The sequence below is a fragment of the Verrucosispora sp. WMMA2044 genome (assembly GCF_027497155.1).
GTDB classification, from domain to species: Bacteria; Actinomycetota; Actinomycetes; order Mycobacteriales; family Micromonosporaceae; genus Micromonospora; species Micromonospora palythoicola.
On sequence record NZ_CP114913.1, the window covers coordinates 2696294 to 2707989 of the forward strand.

Consider the following 11696-nt stretch of genomic DNA (forward strand, 5'->3'; position numbering starts at 1 on the left):
TACGCCGGAATCACGCCGACCGCATGGCGCGCACGGCCTCCTTGGCGAACAGGCACGCGGCCCGGTGGTCGGGGTCGACCTCGGCCAACACCGGATCGGTCTCGGCACACTCCGGACGCGCCTGCGGGCAGCGGGTGCGGAACCGGCAGCCGCCCGGCGGGTCCACCGGGCTCGGGATGTCACCGCTGAGGATGATCCGGCGGCGTTCCCGCTCGACCTGCGGGTCGGCCACCGGCACCGCGGACAGCAGCGCGGCAGTGTACGGGTGGGCCGGGTCGCGCCAGATCTGCGCCGGCGTGCCGCTCTCCACGATCCGCCCCAGGTACATCACCGCCATCCGGTCGCTCATGTGCTCCACGGCGGCCAGGTCGTGGGCGATGAACAGGTAGGTCAGCCCCAGGTCCCGTTGCAGCCGGCGGAGCAGGTTCATGATCTGCGCCTGCACGCTCAGGTCGAGTGACGCGATCGGCTCGTCGAGCACGATCAGGTCCGGTTCGCCGGCCAGGGCACGGGCGATGCCGACCCGCTGCCGTTGCCCACCGGAGAGTTCGTGGGGATGCCGGTCGGCCAGCTCGCCGCGCAACCCCACCATGTCGAGCAGCTCGCCGACCCGGCGGCGGCGGGCGGCACCGCCGTCGGTGAGCCGGTGCACGATCAACGGCTCGGCGATGCTCGCCCCGATGGTGAGCCGGGGATCGAGGGACGCCTGCGGGTCCTGGAACACCATCGCCACCCGGCGACGCAGCGCCCGCAGCCGTCGCCGGGACCAGCGGGTGACGTCCTCGCCGCCCACCCGCACCGTGCCGGAGGTGGGATCCACCAGCCGGAGCAGGGCCAGCCCGGTGGTGGACTTGCCGCTGCCGGACTCGCCGACCAGCCCCAGCGTCTCCCCCCGCCGTACCCGCAGGGACACGCCGTCGACGGCCCGCACCACTCCGGCCGGCGTCGGGAACCACACCGCCAGATCGTCGAGTTCGGCCACCACCTCGCCCGGTTCCCGCTGCTTCGGCACCGCAGCGTGAGCCGTGCCGTCGGCCGGCACGACCGCGCCGAGCTGACGATCCGCTCGCTGCCGCTCGCTCATCGGCGCTCCCCGTCGGTCGGCTGCGGGTAGAAGGTGCGGACCTGGTGCCCGGCCGAGACCGGCACCAACGGCGGCAGCTCGTGCTCGCAGCGGGCGTCACCCCGCACCGGGCAGCGGGGCCAGAACGCGCAGCCCGCCGGCAGATCCAGCGGGCTGGGCGGCGCACCGGCGATGGTGACCAGCTCCGCTCCGCCGGCCGCCGGGTCCGGACGGGCGGCCAGCAGAGCCTCGGTGTACGGGTGCGACGGCGTGCCGAACACGGCGTCGACCGGCCCCTGTTCGAGGATCCGGCCGGCATACATGACCGCCACGGTGTCGGCGATGCCGGCGACCACACCCAGGTCGTGGGTGATCCAGACGACCGCGGTGCCGAGCCGCCGTTGCAGGTCGGCGACCAGCTCGACGATCTGGGCCTGGGTGGTGACGTCCAGGGCCGTGGTCGGCTCGTCGGCGATCAGCAGGTCCGGCTCGCAGGCCAACGCCATGGCGATCACCACCCGCTGCCGCATGCCGCCGGAGAACTGGTGCGGGTACGCGTCCACCCGCTGCCCCGCCGACGGGATGCCGACCATCTCCAGCAGTTCGACGGCGCGGGACCGGGCGGCCCGCCGGGTCAGTCCGAGGTGTTCCTCGGCGGCCTCGGTGACCTGCCGGCCGACGGTGAGCACCGGGTTGAGCGAGGTCATCGGATCCTGGAAGACGAACCCGATGTGCCGCCCACGCAGCCGCCGACGGCGATCCTGGCCCAGCCCGGTCAGCTCCGTGCCGAGCAGGTGCACCCGCCCGGTCACCCGCGCGGTGCGGGGCGCCAGCCCGGTGGCGGCGAGCACGCTCATGCTCTTGCCGCTGCCGGACTCGCCGACCAGCGCCAGGGTCTCCCCGGGCTGCACCGCCCAGTCGACACCGGCGACGGCGTGCGCCGGCCCACGCCGGGTGCCGATGGTGACGGTGAGGTCCTCGACGGCCAGTACCGGCTTCATGCGGTGCTCCTCCGGGCTTCGCTGACGGTGAGCTGGCGGGGATCCAGCACGTCCCGCAGCGCGTCTCCGACCAGGTTGAACGCCAGGACGGTGAGGAAGATCGCCGCACCGGGGAAGAAGCCCAGCCACCAGGCGTCGGTGACGAACCCGCGCCCGTCGAACAGCATCCGGCCCCAGGCCGGATCGGGTGGCTGGACGCCGAGGCCGAGGAAGGACAGCGCCGCCTCGGACAGAATCGCAAAGGCCAGCGAGAGGGAGGTCTGCACGATCAGCGGTGCCGCGATGTTCGGCAGCACGTGCCGCCGCATGATCCGCAGGTCGGACGCGCCGACCGAGACCGCGGCCCGGACGAAGACCTGCTCCCGCACCGAGAGCACACCGGCCCGGGTCACCCGGGCGAAGATCGGCGTGTAGACCACCCCGATCGCCACCATCGCGGTGACCAGTCCCGGACCGAGCACCGCCACGATCGCCACCGCCAGCAGCAGCACCGGGAACGCGAACAGCACGTCCATGCAGCGCATCAGCACGTTGTCGAGCCAGCCACGGTAGTAACCGGCGAACAACCCGAGGGTCACCCCCACCACCAGCGCGATGCCGACGCTGACCAGGCCGACCTGCAACGACACCCGGGCGGCGACCATGACCCGGCTGAGCACGTCGCGACCCAGCTCGTCGGTGCCGAACGGGTGTGCCCAGCTTGGCGGCTGGAGCATCTGGTCGACGTTCACCTCGTTGATCCCCGACGGCGCCAGCCAGGAGCCGCCGACCCCCACCACGACCAGCACCGCCAGCACCAGGCTGCCGGTCAGCGCCAGCGGATCGCGCCGCAGCGCGGCCAGCGCCCGGCGCAACTGTCCCTCGCGGTTGACCGTCCGCTCGCTCATTTGACCGTGATCCTCGGGTCGAGACGGGCATAGAGGATGTCGACCAGCAGGTTGACCAGGAGGAACAGCGCCGCCACCAGCAGCACCGCGCCTTGCAGCACCGGATAGTCGCGGGCCGCGACGGCGTCGTAGGTGAGCCGCCCGATGCCGGGCCAGGCGAACAGCACCTCGATCACGATCACCCCGCCGAGCAGGCTGGCCAACTGCACCGCCACCACGGTCACCACCGGGATGAGGGCGTTGCGCAGCACGTGCCGCAACACCACCACCCGGGTACGCAGACCCTTCGCCTCGGCGGTGCGCACGTAGTCCTCGGAGAGCACCTCCAGCATCGACGAGCGGATGAACCGGGTGAGGATCGAGGCGGTAACCAGGCCGACCGTGGCGGCGGGCAGCGCCACGTGGGACGCCCAGCGCCCCGGATCCTCGGTGAGCGCGACGTACCCCGACGGCGGCAGCCAGCCCAGCACCCCGGAGAAGAGCAGGATGCCCATGATCCCCATCCAGAAGTCCGGCACCGAGACACCGAACTGGCTGAACACCCGGGCCGCGTGGTCGACGAGCGAGCCGCTGCGGATCGCCGAGACGATCCCCAGCGGAAAGGCGATCGCCATCGCGAACACCACCGCGGTGACCGCCAGCGACAGGGTCGCCGGCAGCCGCTCCAGCACGATCGCGGTGACCGGCCGTCCACTGCGGAAGCTGACCCCGAGGTCGCCGGTCAGCGCCCGCCGCAGGTAGTCGAAATACTGCACCACGAGCGGCTGGTCCAGCCCCGCCCGGGCCCGCAGCGCCTCGTACGTCTGCGGGTCGAAGCGGGTGCCGAGGGCGACCCGGACGGGGTCACCCGGCACCAGTTGCAGCAGCAGGAACACCACGAGGGTCACGCCGAGCAGCACGACGGCCGACTGCAACAGCCGACGGATGACGAAGCGGGCCACCTGAGGTCCCCCGCCGGGTCACCGGGCGAGGGCCACGTCGCGGAACCGGATCGCCCGGTCCGTGCGTACCTCGTAGCCGTTGACCTGCTTGGACCAGCCCTGGGCGACGTCGGGGTTGTAGAGGTAGATGTAGCTGGCGTCGTCCACGATCTGCTTGGCCACCTGGTCGTACTGCTGCTTGCGGGCGGCCTGGTCGGTCTCCGTCCGGGCCTGATCGAGCAGCCGGTCCACGTTCGGGTTGGCGTACTTGTGGAAGTTGAACGTGCCGTCGCTGTGGTGCTGGGCGTAGTAGAACTCGTCGGGGTCGATGTTGCCCAGCCAGCCCAGCATGAACGAGTCGAACTTGCCGGCGCCCTGCTCGTCGAGCCACTGCGCGAAGTCCAGCGTGCGAATCTCCACAGTGATCCCGACGGCCTCCAACTGCGAGGCGATGACCTGGGCCGCGGTGACCGTCTCCGGGTACTCGCTGGTCACCATGAGGTCCATGGTCAGCCCACTCACCCCGGCCTGGTCGAGCAGTTGCTTGGCCTGGTTCACGTCGTGGGTGTACGGCGCGTACTCGTAGTAGAAGGCGCTGTTCTGCGGGATCGCCGTCTGGTTGACCGTGGCCAGCCCGAACTTGGCGGCCTTGGTGATCGCCTCGCGGTCGAGCGCGAAGGCGATGGCCCGGCGGACGTTGACGTCGTCGTACGGCTTGCGCGCCTGGTTGAGCGCGAGGTACCAGTAGTCGGTCGAGGGCACCGACTGCACCGTCGGGTCGTCCCCGTCGAGCAGCGCCGGCACCTGCTGCGGTGGCAGGTTGTCGGTCCAGTGCACCTCACCGCCGCGCAGGTTCTGCAGGGCGACGGTGGGGTCGCTGACGAAGGTGAACCGGACGCCGTCCAGCTTCGGCTTCTCGCCCCAGTAGTTGTCGTTGCGGACCAGTCGGATGCTGTCGCCGGAGCTGTAGTTCTCCACGGCGAACGGGCCACTGCCGACCGGCTTGGTGGTGATCTCACCAGACTCCACGTTGGCCTTCTGGACGATCGCCACGCCCTTGAAGCCACCGAGGTTGGCCAGCAGGTTCGGAGTCGGCGCGTTGAGGGTCACCACCACGGTCTTCGGGTCGGTGGCCTCGATCGACTTCACGGTGCCGAACTTGTAGGCGTTGTTCAGCTTCTCGTCGATGATCCGGTTGTAGGAGTAGACGACGTCCTCAGCGGTCAACGGCGTACCGTCGGAGAACTTGACGCCTTCGCGGAGGGTGAACGTCCAGGTCAGCTGATCCTCGCTGGTGGTCCACTCGGTGGCCAGGGCAGGCTTCATCTCCAGGTTCGCGTCCGGCTCGACGAGCGTGTCGAAGACGTTCTCCAGCACCTGGAAGCTGTAGTAGGCGGAGGTCTTGTGCGGGTCGAGCTGGTCGGGCTCGCCGCCGATCGCGGCGTTGAGCACGCCGCCGGCGCCCGCCGTGTCGTTGCCGTCGACGTCGACGCCCTCGCCCCCACTGCATCCCGCCACGGCGGCGAGCAGCAGGGCGATCGTCGCGCCGGCCAACCTGAATCTGGTCCTGGACATGGTCCTCCCCCTGGATTCTTCCGGCAGTCGATCTCGCCCCACGCTAACCGCAAACCCGCCGGCCGGCAGGGCTCGGACCGGCGGGCGGACAGGTTCGAAGTCAAGCTGTGACCCGGGCGGTCAGAGGCAGCACCAGCAGTAGAGGTGGTCACCGGCGGCCTGGGCACGGCGGGCGAGGGCGCTGATCTCCTCGATCACCGGCAGCAGTTCCCCTGGCGGCAGCGGCTCACCCCAGGCCAGCTCCTCGATCTGCCCCCACCGCGCCGACAGCTCGGGTGACTGGGCGGCGGTGATCGAGGCCAGGGTGTCCCTGGTGGCGTCGTCGAGGGCGATCAACCATGGCCCTTCGTCGCCGCCGCTCCAGATCAGCCGTTGCTCGATCAGGTCGGTGGACCAGGCCAGCCCGCGCACGAAGCCGACGAGCTTGCCGAGGGTCACTGCCGGCTCGATGCCCTTGAGGTCGATCGCGTCGACCCCGGGGCGGCCTCCGGACACGGCGACCGGACCGCCGTCGAGCTCCGCCATCAGCCCGATCGCGGCGGCGTCGTCCGCCGCCCGGAAGTAGTCATAGAGAACACCCATGGCCGTACCTCATCAGGTGGGTACGACAGCGCCCGCGCTACGGACAGTTGTTGCTGGTCAGCCGCAGCGTGTACTCGGCGTCGTCGTCGGTGATGCCCGACGGGACGCCGTCGAAGTAGGTCTCCACCTTCTCCCAGCCGCGCCGCTGCTCGTAGTGCAGGTGCGGGGCGCCGGAGTTGCCGGTGCTGCCGATCCGGCCGATCTGCTGGCCCTGGACGACCCGCTGGCCGGCCTGCACCAGCGGCGGCTCCAGCAGGTGCAGGTACTGGGTCTCCCACCGGCCGCCGTGGTCGATCTTCACCCAGTAGCCACCGCCACGACCCCGCGGGCCGTCCGGATTGTCCGGGGTACGACCACCAAGCGACCCGTTGATCCCGGCCACGGTGACGGTGCCCTCGTACGAGGCGAGCACCGGTTGCCCCCACGGGTTGCCGGAGAGCGGGAAGAAGTCCACGTCGTAGTCGCCGTGCCCCGGGTAGGTGCCGACCTGCCAGGTCTCCCCGCAGCCGACCGGCATCTGGAACAGCGGGCGGGGCCCCGGCGGGCGCAGCACGATCACGGCCGCCACGGCCAGGGCGATCACGACAACGAGGCTGAACAGGAGCCCGAACCGGGTCCGGCGGGCGCGGCGGTGGGAACGGGGGTGGCCGGTCGTCACGGCCCAGAGCATGTCAGAGACCGGCAACCCCCGTCGGGCGCCCTCAGGCCGGCACCGCCGGCACGGCGGGACCGCTCGGCGCCGGCACCGGCACCGGGATCACCACCACCGGGCAGGTCGCCTTGCGTACGCACTCCTCGCTGACCGAGCCGAGCACGGTGTGCCGCAGCCGGCCGTGCCCGTGACTGCCCAGCACCAGCAGGTCGGCGCCACGGGCGGCGGCGGTCAGCACGTCGGCCGGCCGACCCTCGACGACCTCGGCCGAGACCGGTGCCGCGGCCGTGCCCCGGGTGACCTCGCCGATCTCCCGGGCCAGCAGGGCGGTGGCCCGCTCCTCCTCCTCGATCGGGTTCGGTGCGACCATGGCACCGCCGTCCAGGCCGTCCCACCGCCAGGCGGTGACCGCCTGCACGGTGCCGTTGCGCTCGGCCGCCTCACCGACCGCCCACCGCAGGGCACGCCGCCCACCGTCCGAACCATCAACGCCGACAACGATCAGGTACGACATCGTCCTCACTCCTCTCCGTCCTGCTTCCAGTGCAGCCTGCGCGGCTGGTACGGACCAGCGGCCGGAGTCCCCTCCGGACAGGTCGGACGGCCCGGTCCCGGACGGGACCTGCGGTCCACTCGGCGTCGACGGTCGGCACCTGTCGATCATGGGGCCTTGTAACGCGCCACGATCACCTGGTAGACATCACATGTTTTGCCGACTAATACCTGACGCGGTGTCTGGGGGGCGACGGATGAAGCTGCTGCGAGTGGGCCCGCCGGGGCGGGAAACACCGGCACTGCTCGACGAGGCCGGGCAACTGCGTGACCTCAGCGGCGTGACCGACGACCTGGACCCCGCATTCCTGGGCACCGACGGCCTGGCCCGCCTGGCCGGCATCGCCCCGCACGATCTGTCTCCGATGGACCCCACCGACCTGCGGATCGGTCCCCCGCTGCGGCCCGGCAAGATCGTTTGCATCGGGCTGAACTACCGCGACCACGCCGCCGAGACCGGAGCGGCCCTGCCCGCCGAGCCGGTGGTCTTCCTCAAGGCGCCGGACACGGTGGTCGGTCCCGACGACCCGGTGCTGGTGCCCCGCGGCAGCACCAGGACGGACTGGGAGGTCGAACTCGCCGTCGTCATCGGCCGCAAGGCGCGCTACCTGCCGTCGGCCGAGGCGGCGATGGACTGCGTCGCCGGGTACACCATCTCCCACGACGTCTCGGAACGGGAGTTCCAGCTCGACCGGGGCGGCCAGTGGGACAAGGGCAAGTCCTGCGAGACGTTCAACCCGCTCGGCCCGTGGCTGGTGACCGCCGACGAGGTCACCGATCCGCAGAACCTGCGGCTACGGCTCTGGGTCAACGGGGTGCTGCGGCAGGACGGCACGACGAAGGACATGGTCTTCCCGGTGGCCGAGATCGTCCGCTACCTGAGCCAGTTCATGGTGCTCTACCCCGGCGACGTGATCAACACCGGCACCCCGGCCGGCGTCGCCCTCGGGCAACCGGAACCCAAGCCGTACCTGGTCGCCGGGGACGTGGTCGAGTTGGAGATCGACGGCCTCGGCCGGCAACGTCAGACGCTGACACCCGCGTGACCGGCGACGGGCAGGCGACCGCCGCCGGCAGACCCGCCGGCGCGGGCGAGTTCGCCGGGTTGGCGGCGGTGATCACCGGTGGCGCCTCCGGCATCGGCCTGGCCACGGCCACCCTGCTCGCCGAGCGTGGCGCCCGGGTGGCCTGCCTGAACCTGAACCCGCGGCAGGTACCCGAGCCGTTGCTCGGCCTGGCCGCCGACGTGGCCGACGACGCGTCCGTGCGGGCCGCGATCACCACCGCCCACGAGACGTTCGGCGGCCTCGACATCCTGGTCAACAACGCCGCCATCGGTGCGGTCGGCACCATCGAGGCCGACACCGACGACGATTGGCACCGGGTGTTCGACGTCAACGTGGTCGGCATCGTCCGGGTGAGCCGGGCCGCGCTGCCGTACCTGCGCGCCTCCGCGCACGCCGCGATCGTCAACATCGGCTCCATCGCCGCCTGGCTCGGGCTGCCGCAGCGGGCCCTCTACAGCGCCAGCAAGGGTGCGGTGCAGGCGCTCACCCTGGCGATGGCCGCCGACCACGTCGCCGCCGGCATCCGGGTGAACTGCGTCAACCCGGGCACCGCCGACACCCCGTGGGTACGGCGGCTGCTCGACGCCGCCGACGATCCGGCGGCGGAGCTGGCCGCGTTGCGGGCCCGCCAGCCCACTGGCCGCCTCACCACCCCGCAGGAGGTCGCCGCCGCCGTCGCCTACCTGGCCAGTCCGCTGTCCGGATCGACCACCGGCAGCGTGCTGGCCGTCGACGGCGGCATGCACGGCTTACGCCTGCCGACGCCGCCGAGCCGGGCCTGAGCTGCCCGGTCCGCGGCTCGCCACGCCGACGCCGAGCGGGACTGAGCGGCACGGTCTACGGTTTCCCACGACCCGGCGAGCCGGGCCGGAGCGGCAGCTCAGCGGGCGAGACCGACCGCCGGGCCGGCCTTGCGGACCGATCGGCGGGCCACCGCACCGCCTGGGTCACCGGGATGACCGGGCCCCACCACGTCGCCGCGAACGTCGGCGACGATGGTGGCGAGCAGGTCCCGACTGTTCCGCAGCGACTCGATCTTCTCGGTGAGCAGGTCCAACTCCCGCTGAAGCGTCTCGGCGAGGCGGGCCCGGTCGGCCGGCTCGTCGGGGATCGCCGCGCGGCCGTCCAGGAGGAACCGCAGTGCCTGTCCGACCACTCCGGACGGCAGCGCGGCCGACAGCATGCACCGGATGCGGGCCACCCGGTCGACGTCGGACTCCTGGTAGATCCGGTAGCCCGACTCGGTGCGTACCGGCGTCAGCAGCCCCTGTTCCTCGTAGTACCGCAGCATCCGCACCGACGCGCCCGTCCGCGCACTCAACTCACCGATCCGCATCGCTTGACTCTAACGTCGATGTGAGGCTCTAGCGTCCGTCTGTGATCATCTACGTGCTCTTCGTCTGCTCCTTCGCCGTGGCCACCGCCGAGTTCGTGCTGGTCGGTCTGCTCCCCCAGGTCGCCACCGACCTGGACGTCTCCGTGGCCGCCGCCGGTCAACTGGTCACCGCGTACATGATCGTGGTCACCGTGGGCGGCCCGGTCGCCACCGTGCTGACCCGCCGCCTGCCGCGCCGGGAACTGCTCGCCGGCACCATGGCGCTCGCCACGGTGTCCGCGGTGGCCAGCGCGATGGCCACCTCGTACCCGATGCTGCTGTCGGCCCGGTTGGGTTCGGCGCTGGCCCAGGCGCTGTTCATGGCGGTGGCCTCCCAGGTGGCGATGGCCTCGGTCCCGCCGGAGCGGCAGACCGTCGCGGTGGCCCGGCTGTTCGGCGGATTCGCCCTCGCCACCGTGCTCGGCCTGCCGCTGGGCAGCCTGATCGGTGAGGCGTACGGCTGGCCGGTCACCTTCGTGGCCGTGGCCGGCATGGCCGCGCTGGGGCTGCTCGGCGTGCTCGTCTTCTGCCCCCGCATCCCCACCCCGCCACCGGCCGGCGTCCGGGACAGCATCGGTGCGCTGCTGCGCCCCGGCATCTATGCCGGACTCGGCGTCACCCTGCTGGCGTTGACCGGCTTCGTGGCCGCGTTCACCTACGTCGCGCCGATGCTGCGCACCGTCACCGGCCTGAGCTCCGGCTGGGTCAGCATCGGACTGGTCGGCTACGGCCTCGGCACCATCGCCGGCAACCTGCTCGCCGGCCGGGTACGCCCCGAGGCGATCACCCGCCGGCTGCCCCTCGCCGTCGGCGCGTTGACGGCGATCCTGTTGGTGCAGCCGCTGCTGCTGCCGGTCGCTCCGCTGGCGCTGACGGGGCTGGCCCTGCTGGGCGCGGCGGCGTTCCTGGTGGTGCCGCTGGTCCAGACCTGGCTGATGGGTCAGGTCGACGCGGCCACCACCGGCCTGGTCGCCGCCGTCAACATCTCCGTCGCCGGCGCCGCCGGAGCGTTGGGTGCCGCGCTCGGCGGCACGGTGCTCACGGTCGGCCTCAGCCCGGCCTGGATCGGCCCGGCCGCCGCCGTCTCCGTCCTGGCCGCCACCATCGTCGCCACCCGCCTCACCCGGGTCACGTCGTCGCGCGGGCCTTCGCCCGAGGCGTTGGTTCAAGGGTGAGGCGAGCGTCTGCCGGCTCGGCCGCACTCGGGGCGTCCGGGGCCGGTGGAAACGGGGCCGCCAGTGCCGTCGCCAGCCCGCTACGGTCCGCCGTATGCGGTTGGAAAGGATCACGCAGGAGAACTACGAGGCGGCGCTGGCGCTGTCCGTGCGCCCGGACCAGGAGGACCTGGTCGGACCGGTGGTCAAGTCGCTCGCCGAGGCGTATGTCTTTCCCGACAACGCCTGGCCAAGACTGATCTACGACGGAGACTCGCTTGTCGGGTTCCTGATGGCCTTCCTGGACATCACGTGGAACTCCGGTCGCGATCCCGACGACCGACGGTCCGGCCTCTGGCGGCTGAACATCGCGGCTGACGCGCAGGGACGCGGCTATGGTCGCTTCGCCGTGGCAGCCGCGTGTCAGGAGATCCGGGTCCGGGGCGGCACGCGGGCTTACGTGACCTGGAAGCCTCGGGCCGGCGGCCCGGAAGCCTTCTATCTGAAGCTCGGCTTCCGGCCTACCGGCGAGCAGAGCGGCGGCGAGACGGTCGGCGTGCTCGACCTCTGAGCACAGGTCTCGTCTCGGGCACTGGTCACAGCGCTGCTCACGCAGCGACATTCGCGGTCAGCGACGTCCGGAGCCATGTCTCTGATGCCGGCCCTGTCGAGCTGAGAGCGCGAACGAATCGCGACGACGGCTGTAGGCCGGAGACAACACTCACCCGGTCCCGGGCCTACGAGTAGATTGGCTCGGGCCCGATTCTGGGTTCGCATGAGAGACGGACAACCGGCGAGGGGCATGAATGGACCTCGACCTGAGGAGTTGCAGGGGCTTACGGATGGCGGTCGCCGCCGCGATCGGAGC

Annotated in this window: 13 protein-coding genes; 4 read left to right on the forward strand and 9 right to left on the reverse strand. The window is 71.5% G+C overall.

Annotation, left to right across the window (positions count from 1 at the left end):
- Window positions 1-10: 10 nt before the first annotated feature.
- The 8 genes from O3597_RS12125 to O3597_RS12160 all read right to left on the reverse strand — a co-directional run bounded on the left by O3597_RS12125 (window position 11) and on the right by O3597_RS12160 (window position 7194).
- A complete protein-coding gene (locus O3597_RS12125) occupies window positions 11-1084 on the reverse strand; it encodes an oligopeptide/dipeptide ABC transporter ATP-binding protein (RefSeq protein ID WP_164447128.1) in 1074 nt (357 codons plus the stop codon).
- A complete protein-coding gene (locus O3597_RS12130) occupies window positions 1081-2064 on the reverse strand; it encodes an ABC transporter ATP-binding protein (protein ID WP_164447129.1) in 984 nt (327 codons plus the stop codon). The genes O3597_RS12125 and O3597_RS12130 overlap by 4 nt, the downstream gene beginning before the upstream one ends.
- On the reverse strand, window positions 2061-2951 hold the full coding sequence (locus tag O3597_RS12135; RefSeq protein WP_281604208.1) for an ABC transporter permease: 891 nt from the start codon (window positions 2949-2951) through the stop codon (window positions 2061-2063). The genes O3597_RS12130 and O3597_RS12135 overlap by 4 nt, the downstream gene beginning before the upstream one ends.
- The gene (locus O3597_RS12140) at window positions 2948-3892 is read right to left on the reverse strand and encodes an ABC transporter permease (RefSeq protein WP_164447131.1); all 945 of its coding nucleotides are present in this window, start codon (window positions 3890-3892) and stop codon (window positions 2948-2950) included. Before O3597_RS12140 ends, O3597_RS12135 begins: the two co-directional genes overlap by 4 nt.
- Window positions 3893-3910: 18 nt before the next feature.
- Complete coding sequence (locus tag O3597_RS12145; protein ID WP_281604209.1) at window positions 3911-5446, reverse strand: ABC transporter substrate-binding protein; 1536 nt, start codon at window positions 5444-5446, stop codon at window positions 3911-3913.
- A 120-nt stretch (window positions 5447-5566) separates the two neighbouring features.
- Window positions 5567-6028 (reverse strand): hypothetical protein, encoded by a 462-nt coding sequence (locus tag O3597_RS12150; RefSeq protein WP_269741295.1) that lies wholly within the window; start codon window positions 6026-6028, stop codon window positions 5567-5569.
- Window positions 6029-6065: 37 nt separating this feature from the next.
- Entirely contained in the window at window positions 6066-6686 is a 621-nt protein-coding gene (locus O3597_RS12155; RefSeq protein ID WP_281604210.1) for a M23 family metallopeptidase, read from the reverse strand.
- Window positions 6687-6729: 43 nt separating this feature from the next.
- Entirely contained in the window at window positions 6730-7194 is a 465-nt protein-coding gene (locus O3597_RS12160) for a universal stress protein (RefSeq protein ID WP_281604211.1), read from the reverse strand.
- 235 nt (window positions 7195-7429) lie between these two features.
- Between O3597_RS12160 and O3597_RS12165 the strand changes: the two genes are divergently transcribed.
- Together O3597_RS12165 and O3597_RS12170 are read left to right on the forward strand one after the other, a co-directional pair.
- Entirely contained in the window at window positions 7430-8278 is an 849-nt protein-coding gene (locus tag O3597_RS12165; RefSeq protein ID WP_281604212.1) for a fumarylacetoacetate hydrolase family protein, read from the forward strand.
- On the forward strand, window positions 8275-9081 hold the full coding sequence (locus tag O3597_RS12170) for an SDR family oxidoreductase (protein ID WP_281604213.1): 807 nt from the start codon (window positions 8275-8277) through the stop codon (window positions 9079-9081). The genes O3597_RS12165 and O3597_RS12170 overlap by 4 nt, the downstream gene beginning before the upstream one ends.
- Window positions 9082-9179: 98 nt before the next feature.
- Here O3597_RS12170 and O3597_RS12175 read toward each other — a convergent pair whose 3' ends face one another.
- A complete protein-coding gene (locus O3597_RS12175) occupies window positions 9180-9635 on the reverse strand; it encodes a MerR family transcriptional regulator (protein WP_281604214.1) in 456 nt (151 codons plus the stop codon).
- Between the two features lie 41 nt (window positions 9636-9676).
- Here O3597_RS12175 and O3597_RS12180 point away from each other — a divergent pair, with 41 nt between their 5' ends.
- On the forward strand, window positions 9677-10849 hold the full coding sequence (locus O3597_RS12180) for an MFS transporter (RefSeq protein WP_281604215.1): 1173 nt from the start codon (window positions 9677-9679) through the stop codon (window positions 10847-10849).
- A 94-nt stretch (window positions 10850-10943) separates the two neighbouring features.
- Window positions 10944-11399, forward strand: a complete 456-nt coding sequence (locus O3597_RS12185; RefSeq protein ID WP_281604216.1) for a GNAT family N-acetyltransferase — start codon at window positions 10944-10946, stop codon at window positions 11397-11399.
- Window positions 11400-11696 lie beyond the last annotated feature (297 nt).

Bases quoted from the DNA above. Each gene is read 5' to 3' on its own strand.
- O3597_RS12125 (WP_164447128.1), bottom strand. From the start codon at position 1,084: ATGAGCGAGCGGCAGCGAGCGGATCGTCAGCTCGGCGCGGTCGTGCCG.
- O3597_RS12130 (WP_164447129.1), bottom strand. From the start codon at position 2,064: ATGAAGCCGGTACTGGCCGTCGAGGACCTCACCGTCACCATCGGCACC.
- O3597_RS12135 (WP_281604208.1), bottom strand. From the start codon at position 2,951: ATGAGCGAGCGGACGGTCAACCGCGAGGGACAGTTGCGCCGGGCGCTG.
- O3597_RS12145 (WP_281604209.1), bottom strand. From the start codon at position 5,446: ATGTCCAGGACCAGATTCAGGTTGGCCGGCGCGACGATCGCCCTGCTG.
- O3597_RS12150 (WP_269741295.1), bottom strand. From the start codon at position 6,028: ATGGGTGTTCTCTATGACTACTTCCGGGCGGCGGACGACGCCGCCGCG.
- O3597_RS12160 (WP_281604211.1), bottom strand. From the start codon at position 7,194: ATGTCGTACCTGATCGTTGTCGGCGTTGATGGTTCGGACGGTGGGCGG.
- O3597_RS12165 (WP_281604212.1), top strand. From the start codon at position 7,430: ATGAAGCTGCTGCGAGTGGGCCCGCCGGGGCGGGAAACACCGGCACTG.
- O3597_RS12175 (WP_281604214.1), bottom strand. From the start codon at position 9,635: ATGCGGATCGGTGAGTTGAGTGCGCGGACGGGCGCGTCGGTGCGGATG.
- O3597_RS12185 (WP_281604216.1), top strand. From the start codon at position 10,944: ATGCGGTTGGAAAGGATCACGCAGGAGAACTACGAGGCGGCGCTGGCG.